The organism is Modestobacter lapidis, assembly GCF_054780755.1.
In genome coordinates, this window is sequence record NZ_BAAGVS010000003.1 from 137767 (window position 1) to 162908 (window position 25142).

At 74.4% G+C, this 25142-nt stretch carries 26 protein-coding genes, 2 tRNA genes and 1 pseudogene; 16 read left to right on the plus strand and 13 right to left on the minus strand.

Annotated elements, in window-relative coordinates:
• Nucleotides 1-18: 18 nt before the first annotated feature.
• The 3 genes from ACYVG5_RS05670 to ACYVG5_RS05680 form a co-directional block, all read right to left on the minus strand.
• Nucleotides 19-924 (minus strand): pentapeptide repeat-containing protein, encoded by a 906-nt coding sequence (locus ACYVG5_RS05670; protein ID WP_222045699.1) that lies wholly within the window; start codon nt 922-924, stop codon nt 19-21.
• Nucleotides 908-2932 carry a hypothetical protein gene (locus ACYVG5_RS05675; protein ID WP_222045701.1) on the minus strand — a complete coding sequence of 675 codons (2025 nt, stop codon included), beginning with the start codon at nt 2930-2932 and terminating at the stop codon, nt 908-910. The genes ACYVG5_RS05670 and ACYVG5_RS05675 overlap by 17 nt, the downstream gene beginning before the upstream one ends.
• 150 nt (nt 2933-3082) lie before the next feature.
• Entirely contained in the window at nt 3083-4294 is a 1212-nt protein-coding gene (locus ACYVG5_RS05680; protein WP_222045703.1) for a hypothetical protein, read from the minus strand.
• Nucleotides 4295-4493: 199 nt separating this feature from the next.
• On the opposite strand from ACYVG5_RS05680, the gene orn reads away from it, so the two are divergent.
• Together orn and ACYVG5_RS05690 are read left to right on the plus strand one after the other, a co-directional pair.
• The gene (orn, locus tag ACYVG5_RS05685; protein ID WP_222045705.1) at nt 4494-5174 is read left to right on the plus strand and encodes an oligoribonuclease; all 681 of its coding nucleotides are present in this window, start codon (nt 4494-4496) and stop codon (nt 5172-5174) included.
• A 62-nt stretch (nt 5175-5236) separates the two neighbouring features.
• A tRNA-His gene (locus ACYVG5_RS05690) sits at nt 5237-5312 on the plus strand.
• A gap of 87 nt (nt 5313-5399) precedes the next feature.
• Here ACYVG5_RS05690 and ACYVG5_RS05695 read toward each other — a convergent pair.
• On the minus strand, nt 5400-5876 hold the full coding sequence (locus ACYVG5_RS05695) for a hypothetical protein (RefSeq protein WP_222045706.1): 477 nt from the start codon (nt 5874-5876) through the stop codon (nt 5400-5402).
• 276 nt (nt 5877-6152) lie between these two features.
• On the opposite strand from ACYVG5_RS05695, the gene ACYVG5_RS05700 reads away from it, so the two are divergent.
• From ACYVG5_RS05700 to ACYVG5_RS05725, 6 genes are read left to right on the plus strand one after another with little or no spacing between them, the layout of a single operon-like run.
• The gene (locus ACYVG5_RS05700) at nt 6153-6455 is read left to right on the plus strand and encodes an urease subunit gamma (protein WP_222045708.1); all 303 of its coding nucleotides are present in this window, start codon (nt 6153-6155) and stop codon (nt 6453-6455) included.
• Nucleotides 6452-7027 (plus strand): urease subunit beta, encoded by a 576-nt coding sequence (locus ACYVG5_RS05705; protein WP_460683020.1) that lies wholly within the window; start codon nt 6452-6454, stop codon nt 7025-7027. The genes ACYVG5_RS05700 and ACYVG5_RS05705 overlap by 4 nt, the downstream gene beginning before the upstream one ends.
• Nucleotides 7020-8729 carry an urease subunit alpha gene (locus ACYVG5_RS05710; RefSeq protein ID WP_222045710.1) on the plus strand — a complete coding sequence of 570 codons (1710 nt, stop codon included), beginning with the start codon at nt 7020-7022 and terminating at the stop codon, nt 8727-8729. The genes ACYVG5_RS05705 and ACYVG5_RS05710 overlap by 8 nt, the downstream gene beginning before the upstream one ends.
• Complete coding sequence (locus tag ACYVG5_RS05715) at nt 8729-9406, plus strand: urease accessory protein UreF (RefSeq protein WP_222045712.1); 678 nt, start codon at nt 8729-8731, stop codon at nt 9404-9406. Before ACYVG5_RS05710 ends, ACYVG5_RS05715 begins: the two co-directional genes overlap by 1 nt.
• Complete coding sequence (gene ureG, locus ACYVG5_RS05720) at nt 9396-10109, plus strand: urease accessory protein UreG (RefSeq protein WP_460683021.1); 714 nt, start codon at nt 9396-9398, stop codon at nt 10107-10109. Before ACYVG5_RS05715 ends, ureG begins: the two co-directional genes overlap by 11 nt.
• A complete protein-coding gene (locus ACYVG5_RS05725) occupies nt 10109-10906 on the plus strand; it encodes an urease accessory protein UreD (RefSeq protein ID WP_222045714.1) in 798 nt (265 codons plus the stop codon). The genes ureG and ACYVG5_RS05725 overlap by 1 nt, the downstream gene beginning before the upstream one ends.
• A 24-nt stretch (nt 10907-10930) precedes the next feature.
• Here ACYVG5_RS05725 and ACYVG5_RS05730 read toward each other — a convergent pair whose 3' ends face one another.
• Nucleotides 10931-11209 carry a hypothetical protein gene (locus tag ACYVG5_RS05730; RefSeq protein WP_222045716.1) on the minus strand — a complete coding sequence of 93 codons (279 nt, stop codon included), beginning with the start codon at nt 11207-11209 and terminating at the stop codon, nt 10931-10933.
• 350 nt (nt 11210-11559) lie between these two features.
• Between ACYVG5_RS05730 and ACYVG5_RS05735 the strand changes: the two genes are divergently transcribed.
• Entirely contained in the window at nt 11560-12210 is a 651-nt protein-coding gene (locus ACYVG5_RS05735) for a GAF domain-containing protein (RefSeq protein WP_460683054.1), read from the plus strand.
• Nucleotides 12211-12225: 15 nt separating this feature from the next.
• Here the strand turns inward: ACYVG5_RS05735 and ACYVG5_RS05740 are convergent, their stop codons facing one another.
• Nucleotides 12226-12960, minus strand: a complete 735-nt coding sequence (locus ACYVG5_RS05740) for an ANTAR domain-containing protein (RefSeq protein ID WP_222045720.1) — start codon at nt 12958-12960, stop codon at nt 12226-12228.
• 202 nt (nt 12961-13162) lie between these two features.
• Nucleotides 13163-14386 (minus strand): L,D-transpeptidase, encoded by a 1224-nt coding sequence (locus ACYVG5_RS05745; protein ID WP_460683022.1) that lies wholly within the window; start codon nt 14384-14386, stop codon nt 13163-13165.
• Nucleotides 14387-14577: 191 nt separating this feature from the next.
• Between ACYVG5_RS05745 and ACYVG5_RS05750 the strand changes: the two genes are divergently transcribed.
• A tRNA-Lys gene (locus ACYVG5_RS05750) sits at nt 14578-14653 on the plus strand.
• Nucleotides 14654-14749: 96 nt separating this feature from the next.
• Nucleotides 14750-15484: a GAF and ANTAR domain-containing protein gene (locus tag ACYVG5_RS05755; RefSeq protein ID WP_222045722.1), complete on the plus strand. Its 735-nt coding sequence runs from the start codon at nt 14750-14752 to the stop codon at nt 15482-15484.
• Between the two features lie 25 nt (nt 15485-15509).
• Here ACYVG5_RS05755 and ACYVG5_RS05760 read toward each other — a convergent pair whose 3' ends face one another.
• Entirely contained in the window at nt 15510-15719 is a 210-nt protein-coding gene (locus tag ACYVG5_RS05760) for a hypothetical protein (RefSeq protein WP_222045724.1), read from the minus strand.
• 291 nt (nt 15720-16010) lie between these two features.
• Between ACYVG5_RS05760 and ACYVG5_RS05765 the strand changes: the two genes are divergently transcribed.
• The 3 genes from ACYVG5_RS05765 to ACYVG5_RS05775 are packed head-to-tail and all read left to right on the plus strand — an operon-like array spanning nt 16011 to nt 17961.
• A complete protein-coding gene (locus tag ACYVG5_RS05765; RefSeq protein WP_222045726.1) occupies nt 16011-16757 on the plus strand; it encodes a GAF and ANTAR domain-containing protein in 747 nt (248 codons plus the stop codon).
• Nucleotides 16754-17545, plus strand: coding sequence for an enoyl-CoA hydratase/isomerase family protein (locus tag ACYVG5_RS05770; protein WP_222045728.1), 792 nt, complete (start codon nt 16754-16756; stop codon nt 17543-17545). The genes ACYVG5_RS05765 and ACYVG5_RS05770 overlap by 4 nt, the downstream gene beginning before the upstream one ends.
• A gap of 35 nt (nt 17546-17580) precedes the next feature.
• Nucleotides 17581-17961, plus strand: coding sequence for a hypothetical protein (locus ACYVG5_RS05775; RefSeq protein WP_222045730.1), 381 nt, complete (start codon nt 17581-17583; stop codon nt 17959-17961).
• 51 nt (nt 17962-18012) lie between these two features.
• On the opposite strand, the gene ACYVG5_RS05780 is transcribed toward ACYVG5_RS05775, so the two are convergent.
• On the minus strand, nt 18013-19191 hold the full coding sequence (locus ACYVG5_RS05780; protein WP_222045732.1) for an MFS transporter: 1179 nt from the start codon (nt 19189-19191) through the stop codon (nt 18013-18015).
• A gap of 64 nt (nt 19192-19255) precedes the next feature.
• Between ACYVG5_RS05780 and ACYVG5_RS05785 the strand changes: the two genes are divergently transcribed.
• Nucleotides 19256-19798: a gluconokinase gene (locus ACYVG5_RS05785; RefSeq protein ID WP_222045734.1), complete on the plus strand. Its 543-nt coding sequence runs from the start codon at nt 19256-19258 to the stop codon at nt 19796-19798.
• A 375-nt stretch (nt 19799-20173) separates the two neighbouring features.
• Here the strand turns inward: ACYVG5_RS05785 and ACYVG5_RS05790 are convergent.
• A pseudogene (locus tag ACYVG5_RS05790) lies at nt 20174-21130 on the minus strand (S1 family peptidase); the annotation flags it as partial.
• A 6-nt stretch (nt 21131-21136) separates the two neighbouring features.
• On the opposite strand from ACYVG5_RS05790, the gene ACYVG5_RS05795 reads away from it, so the two are divergent.
• A complete protein-coding gene (locus ACYVG5_RS05795; protein WP_222045737.1) occupies nt 21137-21763 on the plus strand; it encodes an FHA domain-containing protein in 627 nt (208 codons plus the stop codon).
• An 80-nt stretch (nt 21764-21843) separates the two neighbouring features.
• On the opposite strand, the gene ACYVG5_RS05800 is transcribed toward ACYVG5_RS05795, so the two are convergent.
• The 3 genes from ACYVG5_RS05800 to ACYVG5_RS05810 all read right to left on the minus strand — a co-directional run bounded on the left by ACYVG5_RS05800 (nt 21844) and on the right by ACYVG5_RS05810 (nt 25102).
• Nucleotides 21844-22269 carry a hypothetical protein gene (locus tag ACYVG5_RS05800; RefSeq protein WP_222045740.1) on the minus strand — a complete coding sequence of 142 codons (426 nt, stop codon included), beginning with the start codon at nt 22267-22269 and terminating at the stop codon, nt 21844-21846.
• 176 nt (nt 22270-22445) lie between these two features.
• Nucleotides 22446-24071 carry an L-glutamate gamma-semialdehyde dehydrogenase gene (gene pruA, locus ACYVG5_RS05805; protein WP_222045741.1) on the minus strand — a complete coding sequence of 542 codons (1626 nt, stop codon included), beginning with the start codon at nt 24069-24071 and terminating at the stop codon, nt 22446-22448.
• 98 nt (nt 24072-24169) lie between these two features.
• Nucleotides 24170-25102: a proline dehydrogenase family protein gene (locus tag ACYVG5_RS05810; protein WP_222045743.1), complete on the minus strand. Its 933-nt coding sequence runs from the start codon at nt 25100-25102 to the stop codon at nt 24170-24172.
• Nucleotides 25103-25142 lie beyond the last annotated feature (40 nt).

Here is a 25142-nt window from a genome sequence, read left to right on the forward strand (position 1 = left end):
CCGGGGCCGCCGCAGGGCTCAGCGCCGGCGGCGGCCCGGTCGGCGCCCGGCGGGAGCGGCCGCGGCCCAGTGGGCCGGCCGGGACAGCACCGGCGGGATCCCCGTCGCCGTGTCGCCCCGGGCCGCCTCGACCTGCGGCTGGGTGAGGAAGAGGCTGTCGCGGAGATCGGCCCCGCGCAGGTCGGCCCCGCGCAGGTCCGCGCCCAGCAGGTCGGCGCGGCGCAGGTCGGCGCCCCGGAGGTCCGCGCCGATCAGGTAGGCGCCGCGCAGGCTCGCTCCGCGGAGCGCCGCCCCCCGCAGGTCCGCCCCGATCAGGTCCGCCCCCCGGCGGTCGACCCGGGCCTGCGGCAGGTCCGCGCGGACGTGCTCGCTGACCCGCTGCAGCAACACCCCGACCGCCTGCCGGTGCGGCGGGACCTCGAGGGCGGCCAGCTCCGCCGGTCCGAGGTCGGACAGCTGCCGGGTGTTCCGCAGTGCGCCGCGCACGTCGTCGGCCAGGACGGCGGGCACCGGGAGGGTGCACGCCTCGGTGAGGTGCCACAGCAGCTCGTGCAGCTGCCGCATCACCGCGAAGCCGGCGAACATCGCCGTCGCGGTCTCCGGGGCTTCCCGCCAGTCGCGGCCGCCGAAGGTGCCCTGGGTGAGGTGCTGGCCGGCGCCGAAGCAGTCGAAGACGGTGCAGCCGGGGAAGCCGCGCTTCCGCAGCTCGGCGTGCACCCCGCAGCGGCTGTCGCCCTGCAGGTGACGGCACGGCCGGCCGGCGGGCTTGTCGATCGCGAAGTCGGCGGAGGCCACGAACGTCGGGGCCACGCAGCACAGCCCCACGCAGCGGGCGCAGTCCGCCCGCAGCTCCGTCCGCAGCTCCGTCCGGCCGTCCGGCCGGGGGACGCCGGACGGCGCCTCGCTGTCAGTCGACGGGGGCACGGGGAACGGCGGCGGCAGGCAGGGCCAGGGCTGCGTCCGCGAGCGTGTCCAGGGTCGCGGAGCCACCGCGCACCGCCGGGTCGGCCCAGTCGGTCTCGACGATGGTGACGGTCGCGCCGTCGACCGCGCTGCCGTACTCGGCCCCGGAGAGCCGTTCCGGCGCGCCGTCGACGCGCACCCCCTCCCGGAGGAGGTCGCTGACGTTGCCGCTGCCGTCGGTGTCGGCGAGGTCCTGCAGCGCCTGGGCGCTGGCGGCGTTCGGCATGACCACGCGGGACAGCGACACGACCGCCCAGCCGCCCTCGGTCTCCGCCGTCCACAGCGCCCGGGACAGGCCCACGCAGTCGGACCGGGTGAAGTAGTCGGCGACGGCGCCGTAGGCGCGGCCGGCGCAGCTGTCGTCGACCCGTCCGGTCTGCAGGGTGAACCGGAATCCCTCGAGCACCTCGGTGTCACCCGGGGCGGGGGCGGCGGGGGTCGTCGGCGTCGCCGGGTTACCGGTGGTGGCCGCGGCCGGCGTCGTACCGGCGTCGCCCCCGTCGGGGTCGCGGAGGAGCAGGAAGCCGCCGACGCCGAGCAGCACGGCGACCAGCAGGGCGGCGGTCACCAGCAGCGCCAGGGGACGCCGCGGTGCACCGCCCGGCCCGGGGAGCCCGGCGGGGTGAGCCGCGGCGCCAGTGTCGGGACCACCGAACAGGCCGCGCAGCCCACCGGTGTCGTCCGGCGCCGTGCCGGGGCCGGCCACCCGGTCGGGGCGGCCGGGACGCACGTCGACCGTCTCCGGGCCGGGCCCGGTCGGCAACGCCATCGTGTCGCGGCTCGCGGACGGCGCGGCCGCGGGTGACCGGGTCGCCGAACTCCCGGACGGCGTGGTCGCGGGCAGCGCCACGGTCGACCCGGCGGAAGCCTGGGCCGCGGCCGGCAGCGAGCCGGCGACCGCGGTCCGCTCGGCTGCGTCGTCCCGGTCCGCACCGGCCGGCGCGTCGGCCGAGGGGCCGGAACCGGGGGAGGACACGGCGACGGTGGGCACCGCGGCCTGGTCAGCACCCGCCTGGTCGGCACCCGCCTGGTCAGCACCCACCTGGTCGGCGTCCGCTGCGGGCTGGGCGGTCCGCTCCTGCGCCGGCCGGTCGGCCGCGGCCCGCGCGGCCTCGGCGACCTCCGCCGCCTCCTGCGCATGGACCGCGGCGGCGGCCAGCCGGGCCGCGGCGGCGGGATCGACCAGGGGGCCGTCGGCGACGGCCCGGCGGGGCGCTGCGGTCGCGGTCGGGGCGGCCGCCCCGTCGGAGGACCACGGCATGGCCGCGCCGCGGGCGGAGGGCAGCGACATGGGCACGAGCAGTTCGCGGCGCCGCAGCACGTAGGGCGAGTAGGGGAAGCCCTCGACGTTCAGCTCCTCCACCGCGGGGCTGCGGCCGGTCACGCCGAGCGCCTCGATGCCCGAGCGGACGTCGGCCGTCGTCCAGAGCCGGGGGTTGTCCTTGCCGGCGTACCGGCTGGCCCGGGCGATGCCGAGCAGGAGGGAACGCGGGTCCAGCAGGGCGACCTGGTCGCCGTCGCCGAGGTCGCCGTCGGCCGGGACGAGGCCGGTGACGTCGCCGGTGAGCACGGTGAGCCGGGCGATTCGGCCGGGCTCCAGGCCGGCCTTCCGCAGCCGGACGGCGGCGTCCATCCCGGCCCGCATCAACCCCTCCAGCGGGGTCGACCCCCCGCCGGCGAGGCGCAGCACGTCGCCCGGTCCAGCATCGGGGCCGATCGTCCAGGACCCTTCCTCGATGGCGGTGACGACGCCGGACTGGCGCGACACCTCTACGACCCGGACCACGGCGATGCCCTCGGGCACGAAGAGGACGGCGTCGGCCTGGCGGCGCTGCATCGGCCCGTCGACGGCGGGCAGGGAGGCCATCACGCCCCCGCGGACCGAGCCACCGGTGTCCCAGCCGGCCAGCTCCGCGAAGAAGGCCCGTTCGGCCGCCGTCTCCAGAGGTGTCGGCGTGAGGATCAGCACGGGGGCTCCAGGGGACGGGTTCGCGGCGGGGGCACGGGCTGGCGACGTCGGCAGAGCGGCCACCGGGCGGGCCGGGACGGGCTCGCGGGAGTGCGGCCTGGCCGCTGGCGGCCTCCCCGACGTTACGTCATCGGAGCCGACGCTCCAGGGTCACGACGCGGGCGTGCCGCCGACCCGCACCGGCACGTCCGATGCCTCGGCGGGAGCCGCCGGGGACACCTCGGGCACCTGCCAGCGGGCGAACGCCGCGGTGCCGGTGAGCCGGTCGAGCCCGGTCCACAGCACGGCGAGCCCGATGGCGACCAGCGGAATCGCCGCCCACTGCCACGGCGGGAGCACCCACAGCGCGTCCTGCGCCCAGGCGGCGAACCCGACCCCGCCGGTGGCTCCCAGCGCGGCGAGCCAGCCGGGCACCCGGCCGGTGACGGCGAGGTCGACCAGCACGGCGCCGGCCAGCAGCGCCACCGGCAGCACCGAGGGCGGGAAGCCGGTGGCGGTGAGCAGCACCCAGGCGACCGCGCGGTAGCCGAGGTAGAGACCGGCCAGCAGGGTCGCCGTCCAGCGCAGCCCGACGGCCCGGCGGGCCACGACCAGGGTCAGCAGCCCGGCGCAGACCAGCCAGGCGGGGTGCACCCACGCCGGCACCGGCAGCATGAACTGCTCGGGCGACTGCCCCTGGGAGGCGGCGAAGTCGAGCAGCGACGGTTCGGCCGTCGTGCGGCCGGCCCGGTAGTCAGACAGCGCGAGGACGCCGTACTCCTGGTGCTGGTTGGGGAACAGCACGTTCTCCACGAAGAACAGCCACAGGCCCAGCGCGACCAGCTCGCGCACCCGGCCGGGGGCGGCGTACAGCCACCAGCCGCGCAGCGCCCCGGCGAGCATGACGGCGGTGCCCAGGTAGAGCAACGCGTGGCTGGGGCTCCAGCTGGTGATGTCCAGGCCGTTGACCCGGTGGTTGACCAGGTCGATGGGGACGGCGAGCAGGAAGATGCCGGTCCCCCACTGCATGAGCCGCAGCGCGCGCCGGTCGACCCCGTAGCCGCTGTAGCTGGAGAAGGCGACCAGCGCGACGACGAGCACCGTCCCGGCCGAGTTGAGCAGGTGCGGGGGCGCCAGGTCGTCGCGGAGCCACTTGAAGTGCCAGGACACGTCCCAGGAGGAACCCAGCATCTTCAGGCCGAAGGCGACGAGCCAGGCGGTGTAGATCCACTGCAGTTCCTGCTGGGTGGTCGGCCGGCCGGGGCTGCCCGGGGTCATGTAGGCCTGCCACAGCCAGCGGACCAGCGTGACCGGTGAGCGCAGCCCCGCACGCAGCGAGGTGGGTGCCGGGGGGCGGGGAGCGGTGGGCGTGGGGGACGACACGAGCGGCTCCGCTGACGAGGTGCAGGACACCCGACCCTAGCGGCGCGAACACCCCTGATCGCCGTCCGTGACGGATGTCGGGCGCTTCCCGGGCGGCCGGGTGCCCCGCCCGTCCCGCCCGCCCCGCGCGTACCGCGCCCGCCGTGCCCGGCCGGGGGGTGCGGCGTCCGCCGGGAACCGGTGCGTAGGGTCGCGGGACGTGGCGGACAGCGCAGCGAACAACCTGGTCTGGATCGACTGCGAGATGACCGGACTGGACATCACGCGCGACAGGCTCATCGAGGTGGCCGTGGTGGTCACCGACTCCCAGCTCAACCTGCTCGACCCCGGCCTGGACGTGATCATCCACGCCGATGACGAGGACCTGGCCGCGATGGGCGACGTCGTCACCACCATGCACGCCAACTCCGGCCTCACCGAGGCCGTGCGCGCCTCGACGGTGACCCTCGCCGAGGCCGAGCAGCTGGTCCTCGAGTACGTGCGGCGGTTCGTGCCCGAGCGGCGCACCGCACCGCTGTGCGGCAACTCGATCGGCACCGACCGCGGCTTCCTGGCCAGGGACATGCCCGTCCTCGACGATCATCTGCACTACCGGATGATCGACGTCTCCTCGATCAAGGAGCTGGCCCGCCGCTGGTTCCCCCGGGTGTACTTCGCCCAGCCGCCCAAGGGCCTGGCCCACCGGGCCCTGGCCGACATCCTGGAGTCGATCCGGGAGCTCGCCTACTACCGGCAGACGCTGTTCGTGCCCCCGCCGGGGCCGTCCAGCGAGCAGGCCCAGACCGCGTCCGGTGACGTCGTGGCCTCCTTCGCCCCGCTGCTGGAGGCCGGTGCGGCGAACGACGGACCGGCCGCGACCCCGGCCTCGTCGGGGGCCTGACCCCCTCCGGTATCGTTGGCTCGTCCACCGGGCCGGCTCTCGCCAGCCGCCCGGTGTGCATGGTGGGTGTAGCTCAGCTGGTAGAGCGCCAGGTTGTGATCCTGGATGTCGCGGGTTCAAGTCCCGTCACTCACCCCACGTGGAGGCCCCGGTCGGTTCGCTGACCGGGGCCTTCCGTTGTCCGGCTGCCCACGGAGAGGCGTGGAAGGCGGCGGGAGCTGAGTCCTATCCTGAGACCTCCCGGGCCTCGGGATCCCCCGAACTGACGAGGACCCGCTCGGCGAGAGCCTCCTCGAGGCTCTCGATGACCAGGTAGACGATGCCGGCGACGAACGGCGCCACCGCCCAGACGATGAGGTGCGTGAAGGACGCGCTCAGCAGCGATGCGGCACCCAGCGCGCCGAGGACCGAGACGATGTTCATGCTCGTGCCCAGCGCCAACGTCTGGGTCTTGTGCTGAGGCATCGGTCGCCGGAACCCGCTGGAGAGGATCCCCTCCAGGAGGGTGAAGGACATGACCGCGCCGGCCGCGTAGAGGAATACGCGCGGCAGGTCGGGGGTGCCCTGCGTCACCTGGAGGACTCCGAACGTCGCGGAGACGAGGATGGAGAAGCCGAACGTGGTGCTCTCCCGGCCCACCGTGCTCCGCATGCCCCGGACGACGGCACCGGTGCCGCTGTCCGCGTTGTCCCCTGTCGGCACGACGCCTCCTGACCATGTGCAGGCCATCGCACGCCCTCGGTGACGCGCGCACAGCCCTGCCGTGGAGCTGGAGGTAACCCGTCCCGCCGCGTTCATGCCCGGCCGCTGCGACCCGTACGTCGCCGTGGACTGGCGGGGCGGTGGCCTGGAGGCGCGGAGCTCGGCGAGCTGCGCCCCGGTCCGGCCGGATCGGTCCGCGCCTTCGTGTCCGGTGGCCGTCGCCGCACCGGCCTGCCAGTGTGAGGCGGATCACTCGCGCTGCTCCGGGAGATGCTGATGCTGTTGACGCTGAAAGAACGCGAGCGCCTCCTGATCTTCACCGCCGCAGAGGTCGCGCAGCGACGCAAGGATCGTGGCCTGAAGCTCAACCTGCCGGAGGCGACCGCCATCATCACGGCATTCGTCCTCGAGGGCGCCCGGGACGGGCGGACGAAGGCCGACCTGCAGAACGCCGCGCGCAACGTGCTCGGCCGCAGCGACGTGATGGACGGCGTTCCGGAGATGCTGGCGCAGGTGCACGTGGAGGCCACGTTCCCCGACGGCACGAAGCTCGTCACGGTGCCGGAGCCGATCTCGTGAGCCCGCTGGGCAAGCGGCTCAAGGACACCCTCACCAACCAGCTGCAGAAGCCGGCCCCGTCCGGGGCAGCCAGCACCGCGGTGTCCCGGGTGCAGCAGGTCGTTGCGCGCACGCCCGTGCTCGGCAAGCTCGCCGGTCTGCTCGACCTGCCGCCGCCGACCCGGAAGCGGCCGGGCAGCGGCACGCACGTCGTCCTGGGCGGCGGCAGGGGCGGGGCCATCGGCATCACCCACCCCGGTGCCGACTCGTCGGCCAAGCCCGGCACCCCGGGAGAGATCCTCTACGGGGAGGGCCCGGTGCACATCAACGTCGGGCGGGAGCCGATCACGCTGACCGTCGTCAACACCGGGGACCGGCCGGTCATGGTGGGCTCGCACTACCACTTCGCGGAGACCAACCCTGCGCTGCACTTCGACCGGACGGCGGCGTGGGGGCGGCGGCAGAACATCGTGGCCGGTGGCCTGACCCGGTTCGACCCGGGCGCCCCGCAGGAGGTCGAGCTGATCCCGTACGCCGGACGGCGGATCATGGCCGGCTTCCGCGGCGGGAGCGAAGGGCAGCTCGATGGGTGAGATCGAGCACCAGTTGTACGTGTCGATGCTGGGCCCGACGACCGGCGACCGGTTGCGCCTGGCCGACACCAACCTGCTCATCGAGATCGAGCAGGACCACTGCGTCGGCGGCGACGAGACCGTGTTCGGCGGCGGCAAGTCCGGCCGGGAGTCGCAGGGTCAGTCGCACACCCCGCGGTCGGAGGGCACACCGGACCTGGTGGTGACCAACGTGGTCGTCGTCGACTACTGGGGGATCGTGAAGGCCGACGTCGGCATCCGCGACGGGCGGTTCACCGCGATCGGCAAGTCGGGCAACCCCGACATCATGGACGGCGTCGACCCCGGCCTGGTCGTCGGGCCGTCCACCGAGATCATGAACGGCATGGGCATGATCATGACCGCGGGGTGCATCGACACCCACGTGCACATGGTCTCCCCGGACATGTGCCAGGTGGCTCTGGAGGCCGGTACGACGACCCTCGTCGGGGGCGGCTCCGGCCCGACCAGCGGATCGCAGGCCACCCTCGCCACCCCGGGGGCCTGGTGGCTCGAGCGGATGTTCGAGGCGTTCGACCCCTGGCCGGTCAACGTTGCCTTCCTCGGCCGCGGGACCACGGTGTCGGAGGAGTCGCTCCAGGAGCAGCTGCGGGCCGGCGTCGCCGGGTTCAAGTGCCACGAGGACTGGGGCGCCGGTCCCGCGGTGATCGACGCCGCGCTCCGCGTCGCCGACGTCTCGGGCGTGCAGGTCGCCATCCACAGCGACACCCTCAACGAATCCGGGTTCGTCGAGGATCTGATGCGCACCGTGGCGGGGCGGACGTTCCACAGCTACCACACCGAGGGGGCAGGCGGCGGGCACGCCCCGGACATCATCCGCATCGCCGGCGAGCGCAACGTGCTCCCCTCGTCGACGACGCCGACCCGCCCCTTCAGCGTCAACACCGTCGACGAGCAGCTGGACATGGTGCTCGTCGCCCACCACCTCAACCCGCGGGTCCCCGCCGAGCTGCAGTTCGCCGAGAGCCGGGTGCGCGCCAGCACCATCGCGGCCGAGGACATCCTGCAGGACATCGGCGCCATCTCGGGGATGCAGTCCGATGCCCAGGCCATGGGCCGGCTGGGCGAGGTCGTCCAGCGCACCTGGCAGACCGCGCACGTGATGAAGGAGTTGCGCGGCGCCCTGCCCGGCGACGGCCGGGCCGACAACAACCGGGTGCGCCGCTACGTCGCCAAGTACACGATCGTCCCCGCGGTCATCCACGGGCTGGAGCGCGAGGTCGGGTCGATCGAGGCGGGCAAGCTGGCCGACTTCGTGCTCTGGGAGCCGGCCCTCTTCGGGGTCAAGCCCACCCAGGTCTACAAGGGCGGGATGGCGGCCATGGCCATGCTCGGCGACCCGAGCGCCTCGGTACCGACCCCGCAGCCGGTGCTGCCGCGGCGGGGCTACAACGTGCACACCCGCGCTGCGCAGGCGACCAGCCTGGCCTTCGTCGCACCGGCCGCGCTGGAGGACGGCCTGGCCGACCGGCTCGCGGTGCACCGCCGGCTGGTCCCGATCGAGAACGTCCGCGGCCGCACCAAGGCCGACCTGCCGCTGAACACCGCACTGCCGAACATCGAGGTGAACCCGGACACCTTCGAGGTCCGCATCGACGGGGAGACCGTCGACCACCAGCCACCGACGGTGCTGCCCATGACCCAGCGCTACTTCCTGTTCTGATGGCCGCGGAGACCCTCGCGGCTCTCCTCCTGCTCGCAGACGGCCGGCTGCCGGCCGGTGGGCACGCCCACTCCGGCGGATTGGAGCCGACCGTGGCCGCCGGCGGGGTGCACGACATCGCGTCGCTGGAGGAGTTCCTGCGCGGGCGGGCCACCACCAGTGGCGCCGTGGCGGCCGCGTTCGCCGCCGCCGCCTGCGCGGCCCTGACCGCGGGAGATACCGGCCGGTTCGCCGTCCTGGACGCCGAACTCGACGCCCGCACCCCGTCCCCGGCGCTGCGGGCGACCTCGCGGAAGCTGGGCCGCCAACTCCAGCGGGCGATGCGAGCCATCCGGCCGCACCCGTGCTGGGCCGAGCTGGGCTCCAGACCACACCACCCCGTCGTGCTCGGCGCGGCGGCCGCCGTCTCCGGCCTGTCGCCGTCCGCCGCCGCGCTGGCCGCCGTCCACGACGCCGTCGCCGGGCCGGCCACCGCCGCCGTCCGGCTGCTGGGCCTCGACCCGTTCGCCACCCACGCCGTGCTGGCCCGGCTGGGGCCGCTGCTGGACGACGTCGCCGCCGACGCCACGCGCCGGGCAGCGGGCTCTCCTGCCGACCTGCCGGCCTCGGCTGCTCCCCTGCTCGACCTCGCCGCCGAACGGCACGCCACCTGGGAGGTGCGTCTCTTTGCTTCATGACCAGAACACCCACGATCGGGACCCCGAGACCGACGACCACGAGCACCCGCACCCGCACCCGCACACCGACACCGCCGGCGTCCTGCCCCGCACGCCGGGCCGGGGCCTGCGCATCGGCATCGGCGGCCCGGTCGGCTCCGGCAAGACCGCGCTGGTCGCCGCCCTCTGCCGTGCCCTCGGCAGCGAGGTGAGCCTGGCGGTGGTGACCAACGACATCTACACCACCGAGGACGCCGACTTCCTGCTGCGCAACGGCGTCCTGCCCGAGCAGCGGGTGCGGGCCGTGGAGACCGGCTGCTGCCCGCACACGGCCATCCGCGACGACATCTCGGCCAACCTCGAGGCCCTGGAGGAGCTCGAGGAGAGCCTGCCCGGGGTCGAGCTGCTGTTGGTGGAGAGCGGTGGGGACAACCTGACCGCCACGTTCAGCCGTGGCCTGGTGCACCGGCAGATCTACGTGGTGGACGTGGCCGGGGGTGACAAGGTGCCGCGCAAGGGCGGCCCGGGGGTCACCCGCGCGGACCTGCTCGTGATCAACAAGACCGACCTGGCCGACCGGGTCGGTGCCGACCTGTCCGTCATGGACCGCGACGCCAGGGCCCAGCGCGGGCAGCTGCCGACGATCTTCCTGTCCCTCACCGAGGACCCTGGCGCCGCACCGGTCGCCGCCTGGGTGCGATCCTGCCTGTCGACCATGGACTGATGCGCGCCCGCGCAACCCTGGCCACGGCACTGGCCGCCGACGGGCGCACCCGGGTCGCCACGTTGCACTCGCAGGCACCGCTGACCCTCCGGCTCACCCACCCCAAGGGCCCCGAGCCCTGGACCGGCCACGATGCCGGGGCGGCACGAGTGTGCGTGGCCGCGAGCGCCGCGGGGCCCATCGGCGGCGACGACTACGACCTCACCGTCGACGTCGGGGCGGGCAGCACGCTGGTGCTGCGCGACATCTCGGCGACCCTGCTGCTCCCCGGGCCGCACGGCGAGCTGTCCCGCCTGCGCACCACGGTGCAGGTGGGCGCCGGCGCCACCCTGGTCTGGCTGCCCGAGCCGGTCATCGCCGCCCACGGCTGCCGCCACCGCAGCGACATCCGCGTCGAGCTCGGCACCGGCGCCCGCCTGATCCTGTCCGAGCAGCTGCTCCTGGGCCGGCACGGCGAGCAACCCGGCAGCGTCGTCCAGCACCTCCGCGTCCGCCTGGCGGGCCGGCCACTGCTGAACCAGCAGCTGGCCGTGGGCCCCGGCGCGGCGGGCTGGGACGGCTCTGCGGTGATCGGGGACCGGCGGGCCATCGGCTCGCTCGTCGTCGTCGACCCCGGCTGGACCGAGCACCCGCCCGAGCCCGCCCTCCTCGGCGACGCCGCCGTGCTGCCCCTGGCCGGGCCCGCCGTCCTCGTATCGGCCCTCGCCCCGGACGCGCTCACGCTGCGGCGCTGCCTCGACACCGCGCTGGCCCGCCTCGCCGGAACCCACGGGCACCGGCAGCCGGCCGCACGCTGAGCCGGCGCACGCCGGACCAGGTCGTCACGCGGTGGCGGCCAGCCGGCCGGGCGTGGTGACGTCGACCGTCAGCACGCTGGGCAGCCGGTCCAGCCGGAGGGTCACGAGCTCCAGCTGGTGCGCCGAGGCGGTCAGATGAACGGTGATCGTCCACCGCCCCTGGTTGGCCTCCTCGGCTTCCAGGCGGGTGAAGGCGTGGTTGCGCCCGCTCAACACGGTGAGGACGCGCTGCAGTCCGAGGGTGTCGGTGACGCCGACGCGCACCTTGGCAGCGGTGGGAACGAGATCGTGGTGGGTGGCCATGGGTGCCTCCGGGCCGTGTGCCCTGGTCAGCGGGAGAAGGACCTCGACCGATGTGCTCCCGGACCCACCGGCGCGAGGGTCAGTCGCCGGCGAGCCCGCACAGAATTCCGAATCCAGCCACGTCGGCAACGGTACCCCGGTCAGCCACGATCGCTCCGCCCCGGCTCCCGTAGTCTGCGCAACCACCGGGTCACCCGGTCCCTGCCTCTCGGTCAGCCCCGCCGAGCGCGCCCCCAGACGTCTCGCGCCGCTCGACCATTCGGAGGCACCCCATCCTCATTGACGAGTTCGCCACCGCGCTCGCCGCGACGGAGCTCGAGCTGCCGGGCAGCGAACTGCTGCCGGAGCGGCTGGCCCGGGCGGCCGCGCAGGTGCTCCCGGTCGACGGCGCGGGCCTGTCCCTGGCGTTCGCCCCCGACCGGCGACTCCCGTTGGGAGCCAGTGACGACACCGCCGCGCTCGCCGAGCGGCTGCAGTTCACCGTCGGCGAGGGGCCGTGCCAGGCCGCGCACGCCACGGGTGAGCGGGTGGTCGCCGGGGAAGCCGAGATCGGATCCCGGTGGCCGGCCTTCGCCGAGCTCCTGACGACGCGCACACCCTTCCGCGCCGTGCTCTCCGTGCCCCTGGCCGACGAGCTCCGCGGCATCGGCGCACTCGACGTGTTCCTGGCCCCGCCGCGGGACGTCCGCGACGTCCGGCTCCCCGATGTGCTCGCCGTCGCCACGGCGATCGCGGCGACCCTCTCCAACCCGACCACAGCACCGCACCGCGAGGAGGGCCCGGCCTGGCTGGATGCCCCCGCTGCCGATCGACGGGCCCTGGTCTGGCAGGCCATCGGCTACGTGAACGCCGGTCTGGAGGTGTCCAGCACCGACGCCCTGGCGCTGCTGCGCGGCCACGCCTGGGCCCAGGGCCGGGACCTGGACGACGTGGCGCGGGCGGTGCTCGAGCAGCAGTTGCCCCTGCAGAACCTGGCGCTGGACGCGGGCACCTCCTTCTGAGGTGCCGCGGGCCGGTCAGCGGCCGCTGCGGCTCGTGCCCACCTCACCGGTGAGCACGACGCGCTCGGCGATCACCCGCACCTTGACGTTCGACTCCATCGACAGGGTCGCCATCATCTGGAAGGCGCGGTCCGCGGAGAGCTTGTAGCGCTCCATCAGGATGCCCTTGGCCTGGTCGATGACCGCCCGTGACTCCAGCGCCGTCTGCAGGTGCTGACCACGCCGCACGGCCTCCTGGTAGGCCTGCATGTTGGCGACCGCGACCGCCGCGTAGCCGGCGAACCGGCTGCCCCGTTCCCGCTCGTCGGCCCCGAAGGCGGCCGGCCGGCGGGCGTAGATGTTCAGCGCCCCGCGCAGCGTGTCGTCCAGCGGCAGGGGAACCGACAGCGAACTCAGGCAGCCGTGCCGCGCTGCCTCCATCAGGTACTCCCGCCAGCGGAGGTCGGTCCGGGTGTCGTCGATCGCCACGATCTCGCGGCTGGTGGCGGCGGTCAGGCAGGGCCCGTCACCGTGGCTGTACTGCCGCTCGTCCAGGTCGACGGCCAGCTGCCCGGCGAAGACGGGGGTCTCCGGCCGGTCACCGGCCAGGACGCTCACCGACGCCGCGATGTCCCCGGGCATGACCTCGGTGATGAGCTGGCAGACGAGCTGGAGGACGGACTCCATCGTCTGCTCGGCGAGCGTGATCTGGCCCAGCTGCTCGAACGCGCCGGGCGCGTCCCTGGGGTTGGGTCCGTCCTGGGCGGGCATGGGGACACTCCGGTCTGCATGCCCGAGCGCGAGGTCCCCGGCGGCTGCATGGTCAGGAAGGCCCCGGGGATCGGAGCCTCCGACCGTGCACGCCGCGTCCTGACGTGAAGGTCGACGCCCAGCGGGCGCCCGGCCAACCTACCCGCCGGCCCGGCGGCGCAGACCCCGCCGTCACCGACGGGTCGCAGGGCGGCCGGAATGATCAGGACAGGGCGCTGCCGGCCCTCCACTCGTCCCAGGGGATCGCCCAGCCGTAGATGTCCCCGTCGGCCGGTGACAGGGTCGGGCCGATGGAGTTCACGACCTCCACCACGTCGCCGGGCTGGGAGAAGCCGAAGAACCAGGCCGCCCGCTCGGTCGACAGGTTGATGCAGCCGTGCGACACGTTCGCCGAGCCCTGCTGCGCCACCGACCACGGCGCCGCGTGCACGAACTCGCCGTTGTTGGAGATCCGGACCGCGTACTCGACGTCGGTGCGGTAGCCGCCCGGGGCGTCGACGGCCAGGCCGAAGGTACTGGAGTCCATGGTGATGTAGCGGTGGGACTCCAGGACGACGTGTGGCCCGTTGCGCGTGGGGTTCTCCCCGCTGCCGGCGCTCATCGGATAGGTCTGCACCACCGTGTCGCCGTCGCGCACGGTGAGGGTGTGCGCCGCGGCGTCGACCACCGAGACGTGCCGGTCGCCCACGTGGAAGGAGACCGTCCGGTCCTTCTCCCCCCAGGTGCCCTCGCCGAAGTCGACGCCGTAGAGGTCGGCCTCCAGGGTGACGTCGATCTGCGCCGGCCAGTACTGCGAGGGCCGGAAGTGCACCTCGCTGTCGCTGATCCAGTTCCAGGCGCCATCGGTCGGGGCGCTGCTGATCACCGTGAGATTCCTCTCCACGGCTGCCTTGTCGGCCACCGGGTCGTCGAAGAACACCCGGATCGGCATGCCCACGCCCACCGTCGTCCCGTCCAGCGGCCCGATCGAGGGAGTGGACAGCGTCGCCGGGGTGACCGTGCTGAACGTGCTGGTCGCGGTGACCTCGGCGTCGTCGGCGTTGGCCGCCGCCGCGGTCAGCGTGTAACTCGTGCCGTACGCGAGCGGGGATTCCGGCGTCCAGAGCTGGGTGTCGGCGTCATCCGGCGACGGGGCGACGCTGCCCGGAACCGGAGCCCCCGTCCCGTCGGCGACGGTGACCTTCCCGAGCTCACCCCCGCTGACGGCGACCTCGACCGGGGTGGCCGGCGAGAGGCCGGTGCTGCCGTCGGCCGGGGCCAGCTCCAGCTCGGCGGGCGCGGCAGCAGCGGGAACGTCCGCGTCGTCGCCCTCCGGCGCGGCGGCGGACGACGGGCCCGTGCATCCGGCGACGAGCGCGAGCGCTCCGGCGACGAGCACCGCGGCGACCCGCCTCGACTGCCGGAATCCCGTCTGCTGCTGTCCCACCCGGTCCTGCTCCCTTCGTCCCGGCGGGCACCGTGCCGGGTATCCGGCGCGACGCCCGCGTCTGATCTCCCAGTGTGCACGCCGGAACCGACAGGACCGGCTGACCGACGCGGGCACGCCCCTCCCCCGGCCCGGTCCCCGGGGTGCGCCGTGTACAGTTCTCCAGCGTCGCCGACTGCACCGTGCGACACGCGCCATTAGCTCAATTGGCAGAGCAGCTGACTCTTAATCAGCGGGTTCGGGGTTCGAGTCCCTGATGGCGCACCACGTTCGATCAGCGGCTTCTCCCCCGGGAGGAGCCGCTTCGTCGTTACCGGACGTTCCTGTTCCCCGGGCGGTACCGCCGGTCAGTAGGTTCTCCGGATGACCGTGGACCAGGACGACAGCGGGGCCGGGACCACCCCACATCTCGGCGACGCGATGAGCCGGGTGGCCCGAGAGCTCCAGGAGGAGCACGGCGACGTCGAGGGCACGCTGCAGGCGATCACCGCGTCGGCCGTCCGGACCGTTCCGCACGCGGAGGAGTGCGGGGTCAACTACGTGATCGGCCGCACCAGGATCGAGCCGCGGGCGTGGACCAGCGACCTGCCCAAGGGCGTCGACTCCCTGCAGCAGGAACTCGGGCAGGGCCCGTGCATCGACGCGGTCCGGGAGCAGCAGGTCGTGCGGGTCGACGACGTCCGCACGGACGAGCGGTGGCCGGAGTTCGCCCGGCGGGCCGCCGCGCTGGGCGTCGGCAGCATGCTGTGCTTCCAGCTCTTCGTCGACGGTGACCGGCTCGGCGCGCTGAACCTGTACGCGCGCCGGGCGCGGGCCTTCGACGAGGACACCGAGGAGATCGGGCTGGTCTTCGCCAGCCACGCCGCGGTGGCGCTGGCCGGTGCCGTGCACGAGGAGCACCTGCGCACCGGCATGGGCAACCGCGACGTCATCGGACAGGCGAAGGGCATCCTCATGGAGCGGCACCGGATCACGGCCGACCAGGCGTTCGCCGTCCTCGCCCGGGTCTCCCAGGAGCTGAACCGCCGGCTCGTCGACATCGCCGTCGAGCTCGCCGACACCGGCTCCGTGCCCGGCGGCTCCCGCCGCCGGGACTGACCCCGCCGCCGACCGCCGGGGCAGGTCAGGGGATGGCGTCCCGCTGCTGGGGGTCGACGGGCGGCGGGGCGAGCACCGAGTCGGTGAAGTGCGTGCGCTGGTCGGTGAACGCGCCGAAGGTCGGCAGCGCGACGACGCCGGCGGCGGCGACCACCGTCGCCAGGGAGGCAGCCACCTTCCGGCCGGTGTCCCCCGCCCGTCGGCGCCGTCCGGGTCGCTCGCGGGGGGTCGTCACCCCGGCATCCTGCACGGCGCCGACTCCGTTCCGTGAGCATCGGGCCGGGCGTCCCCCGGACCGGGGACAGCCGTTCCCCCGGACGGGCGCGCCGGGCCCCGAGCGCCCCGAGCGCCCCGGGCTGCCCGGCCGTCGACGCCGGACCGTGACAGTCGGTACCCTCCCCGTCGATTGCGCGTCACACAGCCGGCGCGCACGGGGCCCGCCCCGTCTCCGGTCTCCAGCAGCGTGGACCTCGCACCCCGTGCCGGGCATGGCCGCCCGGCACCCGCCGTTCCTGGAGTACGACCCGTGATCTTCCCTGCCGACGAGCGACCCGCCGTCGCCCCCCTCCAGCTGGCGCTGGCCGAGCTCAGCGGGCTCTCCTTCGCCGAGCACTCGATGGAGTCCGTGCTGCGCGAGGTGACCGTCCTGACCACCCGCCTCCTCCCGGCCGCCCTGGCCACCTCGGTGACCGTGCTCTCCGACGGCCGGCCGACGACCGTGGCCGCCACCGAGGAGCTCGCCCTGGACCTGGACCTGGTGCAGTACCGCCTGGGCACCGGCCCGTGCCTGCAGGCCGCCGGCAGCGGTGACCTGGTCGAGGTGGTGGACCTGCGCGCCGAGCGGCGCTGGGCCGGATTCCCCGAGCAGGCCGCCGGGCGCGGCTGCCACGGCATGGTGTCGATCCCCTTCCCGCCGGCGCCGGTGGCCGGCGGGCTGAATGTGTACGTGGGGTCGCCGCAGGTGTGGGACGAGGAGACGCGGGGGCTGGCGACCCGGTTCCTGACGCAGGCCACCGTCCCGGTGGTGAACCGGTACCTCTACGAGAGCGCGGTCGCGCGGGCCCGGCACCTGGAGACCGCGATGGCCTCCCGGGCAGCCATCGAGCAGGCCAAGGGCATCCTGATGGAACGGCTCAAGCTCTCGTCCGAGCGGGCCTTCGAGACGCTGGCCCGGGCGTCGATGGCGGCGAACACGAAGCTGCGCGACGTCGCCGACCACGTCGTCGCCACCGGGGAGTTCCCGCCGGAGATCGGGCAGGATCGCCGGTCATGACGGTGCAACGATCCGATTCGGGGCTGATCGCCGAGACCCGCGGCCACGTCCGGCTGCTCACCCTCGACCGGCCCGAGCGCCGCAACGCGCTGTCCTCGGCGCTGCAGGCCGACCTCGTCGAGGAGCTGCTGACCTGCTCGACCGATCCCGGGGTGCGCGCGATCGTGCTGACGGGCAACGGTCCGGCCTTCTGCGCCGGCTTCGACCTCAAGGAGATCCGCGCGGCCGACGAGCGGGGCGAGCCGTTCCGCCCGCCGATGAACCGTCCCGGCCGCAACCTGTTCGAGGTGCTCACCGAGACCTACGTGCCGGTGGTCGCCGCCCTCACCGGGCACGCGGTCGCCGGTGGCTTCGAGCTCGCGCTGGCCTGCGACCTGCGGATCGCCGCTCCCGGCATCAAGCTCGGCCTGCCGGAGGCGGCGATCGGCATGGGCGCCAACTTCGGCTCGGTCGTGCTGCCCAGGCGGCTGCCGATGGGCATCGCCCTGGAGATGCTGCTCACCGGCGAGTACGTCACCAGCGAGGACGCCGAGCGCTGGGGGCTGGTCAACCGGGTGGTGCCCGCCGCCGAGGTGCTGCCTGCCGCGCTCGCCCTGGCCGGGAGGATCGCCGCGAACGCACCGCTGTCGGTGCGCCGGATGAAGGAGACCGCGGTCAAGGGCGTGGACCTGCCGCTGGCCGCCGCACTGCGGCTGGACGTCGGGCCCAACCCGTACCTGAGCGAGGACCGCCGCGAGGGCATCGCCTCGTACCTGGAGAAGCGTCCACCGCGCTGGACCGGCCGGTGACGGCGGGCACGGCGGCCGGCGGGCACAGTGGAGGGGTGGACGCAACCCCCGAGACCCCCGCCGACCTCGGCGCCCGCCGCGCACGGCAGTACCTGCACCTGCTCGAGACCGACCGCACCGACGAGGCCGAGAAGCTGCTCCAGAACCTCACCGACGCCCGTGAGCTGGTGTTCGTCGGCGCCGGGTTCACCCTGCTCGCCCGCCGGATCGGCCGCCCGCTGCCCACGGCGATGCGCGCCCAGGCCAGCTCCCGGCAGGTGCGGCTCGGCCAGCTGCGCGACGCCAATCGCCGCGACGTCGACGGGCTGCGCAGCTGGCTGCGCGCGGCGGCCGAGGAGGTCCTGCTGGTGGCGGGCCTGGCCGAACCCGACGCCACCGCCCGGCACCGACTGCTCGACCTGACCCTGGCCGGCTGACGGCGCGTCCGCCCCGGGATGCGGGGCAGCTGGGCGGGCCGGGAGCGGCGGTCAGCCGGCCGCGCGGAGCGCCCGCGGCAGCGTGACCGCCAGCGGCAGGACCGACGCCAGCGCGACGGCGACGAACACGTAGCTCAGCGGCAGCCCGACCTGCGCGGCGACCGCGCCGACCAGAACGGCGCCGACGGCCGTTCCGCTGTCGTAGCAGGCGTTCCAGACCGCGCTCACCGTCGTCGTCCGGCCGGCCCCGGCGCGGGCCAGGGCGATCACCAGGGTCAGGTTCTGCACGGCGCCGTAGGCGACGCCGAGCAGCAGGGCACCGGTCAGCACGACCGCCGCACCCCAGGCTGCCCCGACGCCCAGCCCGAGCGCCACTCCGGCCATGCCCACCGCGCCGCTGGCCAGCGAGGCGGGGAACAGCACGCGGGCGCCCACCCGGTCGACCAGCACCCCGGCCTGCCACCGGCAGGCCGCGCTGCTGAGACCGAAGAGGAGCAGCGCGACCGCGGCCAGCGAGCCGTCCGGACGCTCGATCGGCAGGAAGGTCATCAGTCCCCCGCCGGCCAGGGTGACCACCAGCAGCACCAGCGACGGCGCCGCGGCGGCCCACACCGCCGCCCGGGAGCTTCCCGTCCCGGCGGCCTCGTCGTCCGGCACCACCGCCCGCACCAGGCCCGGCACGAACGGCACGGCCAGCACCGCGGAGGCCGCCAGCACGGCCACCCAGGGAAAGTGACCGGCCAGGGTGAGCGCCGTCCCGCCGGGCACCGCCGCCAGCGAGGGGATGGCCGCCGCGAGCCCGAAGATGCCGATGGACTCCCCGCGCCGCTCGCGCGGCACCGCCTGCGCGGCGATGGTCGAGCCCAGCACCGTGATGACGGCGAAGCCGGTGCCGCGGACGGCGGAGACCGCGAGCAGCCAGCGGACGTCGTCCCCGAGCAGGTAGAGCGGCGCCGGGGCACCCAGCGAGACCAGGCCGCCGACCAGCACCGGCCCGAGCCCCCACCGGCGCACCAGCGCCGGCACCGTCCCCTGCACGAGCACGGTGACCACCAGGAATACCGTGGTGACCGAGCCCGCCGCCGTCAGACCGGCGCCCTGGGCCGCCGCGTGGGCGGGCAGCGCGGACAGCAGCAGCGCGTAGCTGGAGATGCCCAGCAGGGTGACCACGAACAGCGACCGCACCACCGGCAACCGCCACAGCGAGCCGGTCGTCGTCCCCGTCGCCACCTGTACCCCGGCTCCCGTTGCCCTCGCCGTACCGCTCCCGGCCGCCGTTCCCTACGGTCAGCGCATGGAATCAGCGCCCAGCATCCCGGCGACCACGTCGATCATCGTCATGGGGGTGTCCGGATCGGGGAAGACGAGCGTCGCCGTCGAACTCGCACGCCTGCTCGGCTGGAACTACATCGAGGGCGACGACCTGCACCCGGAGGCGAACGTCGCCAAGATGGCCGCCGGCACCCCGCTGGACGACGACGACCGCTGGCCCTGGCTGCGGAAGATCGCGGCGGTGATCGGTGAGCACGAACGCGCCGGCACGTCGTTCCTGGTGACCTGCTCGGCGCTCAAGCGCAGCTACCGCGACGTGCTGCGCGACGGGCACCCCTCGGTCTGGTTCGCCCACGTGAACCCCTCGGAGGCGGTGCTCACCGACCGGTTGGCGAAGCGGACCGGCCACTACATGCCCCCCTCGCTGCTGGGCAGCCAGCTCGCCACGCTGGAGCCGCTGGCCGCCGACGAGCCCGGTGCCGCCGTTCCCGGCGAGGCGTCGGTCGAGCAGACCGTGACCGAGCTGCTCGCCGCCCTCCAGGCCGGGGGCGCGGCGACGGGCTAGTCGGCCAGGTCTGCCCGCGGCGAGGGATCAGACGAGGAGCGCGGTCCCGCAGTCGGTGCAGAACCGGGCGTCCCGGGCGCTGCCCGCGTGCGAGCAGGGCGCCGGCCGGCGGGAGCCGCGCCTGCCCAGCAGGAACGCGCCTCCGGCGGCCAGCAGCACCGCGCCCGCGCCCCCGCCGGCGAGGTACGGCCACTCCGGCAGCGAGCCGGCCGGCGACGCCGTGGCCGAGAACCGGGACGAGCCGGGCAGCTGCTGGCCGCTGCCGGCCGGACCCACGTCCTCGGTGCCGGCCTCGGGAGCCCCCTCGACGCCGTGCCGCTCGAGGAAGCCGCGCAGCGCCTCGCCGTCGGTGATGAAGTTGAAGCCCTGCTCCTCGCCGCGGACGAGGAAGCTGTTCACCCCGAGCACGCGGCCGTCGGCATCGACCGTGGGCCCACCCGACATCCCGCCGGAGAGGTCGGCGTTGATCTCGGTGTGCACGACCCCCGTGTCGGAGGTCTGCACCGAGCTGACCGTGCCGCTCTTGAACGAGGCGCGGAGCCGGTCGACGTTGGACACGTCCTGCACGCTGCCGGGGTAGCCCATCGCCGTGACCGGGTCGCCGACCGCCGGCGGATCGGTGGCGACGGCCAGTGGCGGCGTCGCCGTCGCGAGCTGGTTGGCCTTGAGCAGGGCGACGTCGCCGTTCTCGAACGGCTGCCAGTCGACCACCTGCACCGTCAACGGGTCGTCCAGGACCGCGCCGTCGACGGCCGACGGCTGGGAGGCGATCACGACCCGGGTCGGCTCCGCCTCCCCCTCCGTACCCACGACCCGCCAGCCGTCGATGGCCTCGGGGAGCAGCTCCGGTGCGTCGGCGGCGGTCAGGAACTGCTCCAGCACCAGCTCCCGGGCGCCGTCGTCCTCGACGCAGTGGCCGGCGGTCACGATGTGTCCCTCCGCGCTGGCGAACCAGCCCGAGCACTGGCCGGCGTACACCTCGACCGGCTCGTCGGACCGGTACCACTCGCCGTCCATCGGGAACTCGACGTACCCCTGCCAGAAGGTCTGGAGGTAGACGAGGGACTTCTCGGCGTCCCCCGGCGAACCGGCGGTCGCGGTGGGCTCCGCGGCCAGCGCGGAGGGCGGCGTGGCCAGCAGCACGGCGCCGGCGACCGTGCCCAGGACGGCGGTCGCGAGTGCGCGCCGGACGGGGGTCCGGGCGGCGGTACGGATCATGGCGGTGGTCCCTTCAGGAGGAGGTGCGGTGCCCGACGGGACGAGCGTCGGGCGGCCGGACCGCTCCCTCCAGGCCCCCTGGGGTGGTGATCGACCCACCCCGCGCCGCATCATGTGCGCGTGACGGGTGAGGCCCCGAGCTGCCCACTCCTGCGGTACACCGACGCGGAGGGCCGGACCGCGGAGGTGCTGCTGACCGGTGCGGCGGCACGCCTGACCGTCGGGCGGGCACCGGAGAACGACCTCGCCCTGACGTGGGACGCCGAGGTCTCCCGGCTGCACGCCACCTTCGAGTGGATCGGCGGTACCTGGACCATCGCCGACGACGGGCTCTCGCGGAACGGCACGTACGTCAACGGCGAGCGCATCACCGGCCGGCGGCGGTTGCACGCCGGCGACGGCATCCGGGTCGGCGGCACCCTGCTGGCCTACCGGGAGTACGTGCCCCGTCGGGACGAGTCGACCCGGGTGGCTGCCGACATCCCGACCCTGAGCGCGCTGACGGAGTCGCAGCGCGCGGTGCTGCTGGCGCTGTGCCGGCCGTTCAAGCACGGCAGCGCCTACGCGGTGCCCACCACCAACCAGCAGATCGGCGCCGAGCTGTTCCTCAGCCCGGACGCGGTCAAGACGCACCTGCGGGCGCTGTTCGCAAAGTTCGGCGTCGAGGAGCTGCCGCACAACCAGAAGCGCCTGCGGCTGGTCGAGCGGGCACTGCAGAGCGGCGTCGTCCGGGACCGCGACCTGTAGGCCGACCGGCTCCGGACAGCGACCCGCCCCGACGCGGCGGCGCGTCGGGGCGGGTCCGGGAAGGGCGACGGGGCGGACGGTCAGGCCGGCCGGCTCTGCACCAGGATGGTCACGCTGACCTCGAACGTCGCGGGGGCGCTGAAGACCCGCGGGTCGTAGGTCCAGCTGTCCACGACGAAGTCCTGGTTCGGGTCGTAACCCCACAGGTCGGCGTAGCCGTCACCGTTGTTGTCGGTGCCGTAGGAGTCCGGCCGGGCGTCCTCGTTCGTGTCGAACAGCCACATCAGTGCCCCGTTGGCGATGACCACGTTCCGGTCGAGGTAGCCGTTGCCCGACGTGTCGGTCGCCGACCCGTCGATCCAGCCGTCCCGGTTGACGTCGTACATGTAGAAGGACTGCGCCGCGCCGGCGGCCGGCATGCCGGCCAGCGAGACGCCGGCGGCGACGGCGACCGTGCCGGCGAGGGTGGCAGCGGTTCGGAGCGGGGAGCGAGCGGTGCGGGCCATGCCGGTGTCCCTTCGGGGAGGGGAACGGGGTGTTCCCCGATGGGACGAGCGTGGGGCGCGCCGGCCGGGTTCCCCAGGACCCCTGGGGTGCCGATCGACCCACCCTGTGGCCCCCTCCAGGGCGGCCGCCTGCGGCCTCCGGCACCTGGCAGCGGTCGGCGCGCGAGGCGCGACAGTCAGAACATGTGCGGGTAGCGGTGGTCGGTGGCGGGGACGAAGGTCTCCTTGATCGACCGGGTGCTGGTCCAGCGCAGCAGGTTCTGCGCCGCGCCGGCCTTGTCGTTGGTGCCCGAGGCGCGGCCACCGCCGAAGGGCTGCTGGCCGACGACGGCCCCGGTGGGCTTGTCGTTGACGTAGAAGTTGCCGGCCGCGTTGCGCAGCGCGCGCTGCGCGGCGGCGATGGCGCTGCGGTCCTGGGCGATGATCGCGCCGGTCAGCGCGTACGGCGCCACCGACTCCAGCTGGCGCAGCACGGTGTCGTAGTGCGCGTCGTCGTAGACGTGCACCGCCAGCACCGGCCCGAAGTACTCGGTGGTGAACACCTCGTGCCCGGGGTCGGTGCCCTCGATGAGGGTCGGCCGGACGAAGAAGCCCTCGCTGTCGTCCGCCGTGCCGCCGGCGACGACGGTGAGCGCGTCGTCGTCCCGGGCGGCGTCGAGCACCCGGCTCAGCCTGGTAAAGCTCTTCCGGTCGATGACGGCACCCAGGAAGTTGGCGAAGTCGGTGACGTCGCCCATCGGCAGCTCCTCGACGGTGCCGACGAGATCGTCGCGGATCCGGTTCCAGACACTGCGGGCCACGTAGGCCCGCGACGCGGCCGAGCACTTCTGGCCCTGGAACTCGAAGGCGCCACGGACCATCGCCGTCCGCAGCACGTCCGGGTCGGCCGAAGGGTGGGCGACGATGAAGTCCTTGCCACCGGTCTCGCCGACGATCCGCGGATAGCCGCGGTAGGAGGCGATGTTCTCCCCCACCGTCCGCCACAGGTGCTGGAACACCGCGGTGGAGCCGGTGAAGTGGATGCCGGCGAGGTCGCGGTCGGCGAGCACGACGTCGGAGACCGCCACCCCGTCCCCGGGCAGCATGTTGATCACACCGGCCGGGAGGCCGGCGGCCTCGAGCAGCCGCATCAGGAAGTGCGCGGCGAACTGCTGGGTGGGTGCGGGCTTCCAGATGACCGTGTTGCCCATCAGCGCGGGCGCGGTGGGCAGGTTGCCGGCGATGGCGGTGAAGTTGAACGGGGTGATGGCGTAGACCGGGCCCTCCAGCGGCCGGTGGTCGGTCCGGTTCCACACCCCGGGGCTCGAGACAGGCTGTTCGGCCAGGACCGAGCGGGCGAAGTGCACGTTCCAGCGCCAGAAGTCGATCAGCTCGCAGGCGCTGTCGATCTCGGCCTGGTAGGCGGTCTTGCTCTGCCCGAGCATGGTCGCCGCGTTCAGGGTCTGTCGCCACGGCCCGGCGAGCAGGTCGGCGGCCTTGAGGAACACCGCCGCACGGTCGTCGAAGCTCAGCTCCGCCCAGCCGGGTGCGGCGTCCCGCGCGCAGCGCAGCGCCTCGGCGGCGTCGGCCCCGGTGGAGTGCGCGGAGGTGCCGAGCACCTGGGCGTGCCGGTGCGGAGCGACGACGTCGAACGACTCCCCGGCCGGCATCCGCTGCCGCCCGCCGAGGGTGGCGGTCAGCTCCACCGGCGAGGCGGCGAGCTCGGTGAGCCGCTGCTGCAGCGCGGCCCGCTCGGGTGAACCGGGGGCGTAGTCCTGGACGGGCTCGTTGCGGGGTGCGGGGACCTGGGTGACGGCGTCCATGTCGGCTCCTTGGATCGGCCTCGGGGAGGTACGGGGTCGGCCACCCTTCAGGGTCCCGCGCCGAGCGTGCGAGGCGTGGGGGGAAGGGTGGTCCTTTCTCAGGACTTGGTGGCGAGCGAACGGAGGAAGAACTGCAGGTTGGCGGGGCGCTCGGCCAGCCGGCGCATGAAGTAGCCGTACCAGTCGGCGCCGTAGGGGACGTAGGCCCGCACGGTGTGCCCGGCGGCGGCCAGCCGGGCCTGCTCGTCGGGCCGGATGCCGTAGAGCAGCTGGAACTCGTAGCTGTCGGAGGCCCGGCCGGTCCCGGCGACCAGGGCGAGCAGCCGCTCGATCAACGCAGGATCGTGGGTGCCGGCCATCGGGTACCCGGGGCCGCGGACCAGGATCTCGAGGCAGCGGGCGTAGGCCGCGTCGACCTCGGCCTTGTCCTGGTGGGCGACGGTGGCCGGCTCGCGGTAGGCGCCCTTGACCAGCCGTACCCGCGAGCCCGGGGCGGCCAGCGCGCGCGCGTCGTCCTCGGTGCGGTGCAGCATCGCCTGCAGCACCGCACCGGTGCCGGGGTGGTCGCGGCGCAGCTCGGCCAGGACGGCGAGGGTCGAGTCGACCGTCCGGTGACCCTCCATGTCCAGGGTCACCGTGGTGCCGTGCGCGGTGGCCGCCTCGGCCACCGCGCGCACCAGCTCCAGCGCCACGTCGTGCCCGCCCACCGGCAGCGCCTGCCCGAAGGCCGACAGCTTGACCGACACCTCCGCCGCCCGGCCGAGGCCGAGCGGGGCGAGGCCGTCGAGCGCGGCGAGGTAGGCGTCCCGGGAACGGAGCGCCGCGCTGCGGTCGGTCACGTCCTCGCCGAGATGGTCGAGGGTGACGGCGATGCCGTCGGCGGCCAGCGTCCGGACGGCGGCCAGCGCGTCGGGCAGCGCGTCGCCGGCGACGAACCGGTCGACGACCCGGCGGGTCACCGGCGTCCCGGTGACGACGCGGCGCAGCGCCGGCCGGCGGGCCGCGGCGAGCAGGGCCTTCTGGGTCAGCACGGGCCACCTCCGGTCGAGCGCCGGGCACCCGACGCTGGAC

Bases quoted from the DNA above. Each gene is read 5' to 3' on its own strand.
- ACYVG5_RS05700 (WP_222045708.1), top strand. From the start codon at position 6,153: ATGCTGTTGACGCTGAAAGAACGCGAGCGCCTCCTGATCTTCACCGCC.
- ACYVG5_RS05710 (WP_222045710.1), top strand. From the start codon at position 7,020: ATGGGTGAGATCGAGCACCAGTTGTACGTGTCGATGCTGGGCCCGACG.
- ACYVG5_RS05715 (WP_222045712.1), top strand. From the start codon at position 8,729: ATGGCCGCGGAGACCCTCGCGGCTCTCCTCCTGCTCGCAGACGGCCGG.
- ACYVG5_RS05725 (WP_222045714.1), top strand. From the start codon at position 10,109: ATGCGCGCCCGCGCAACCCTGGCCACGGCACTGGCCGCCGACGGGCGC.
- ACYVG5_RS05730 (WP_222045716.1), bottom strand. From the start codon at position 11,209: ATGGCCACCCACCACGATCTCGTTCCCACCGCTGCCAAGGTGCGCGTC.
- ACYVG5_RS05740 (WP_222045720.1), bottom strand. From the start codon at position 12,960: ATGCCCGCCCAGGACGGACCCAACCCCAGGGACGCGCCCGGCGCGTTC.
- ACYVG5_RS05755 (WP_222045722.1), top strand. From the start codon at position 14,750: ATGACCGTGGACCAGGACGACAGCGGGGCCGGGACCACCCCACATCTC.
- ACYVG5_RS05770 (WP_222045728.1), top strand. From the start codon at position 16,754: ATGACGGTGCAACGATCCGATTCGGGGCTGATCGCCGAGACCCGCGGC.
- ACYVG5_RS05785 (WP_222045734.1), top strand. From the start codon at position 19,256: ATGGAATCAGCGCCCAGCATCCCGGCGACCACGTCGATCATCGTCATG.
- ACYVG5_RS05800 (WP_222045740.1), bottom strand. From the start codon at position 22,269: ATGGCCCGCACCGCTCGCTCCCCGCTCCGAACCGCTGCCACCCTCGCC.
- pruA (WP_222045741.1), bottom strand. From the start codon at position 24,071: ATGGACGCCGTCACCCAGGTCCCCGCACCCCGCAACGAGCCCGTCCAG.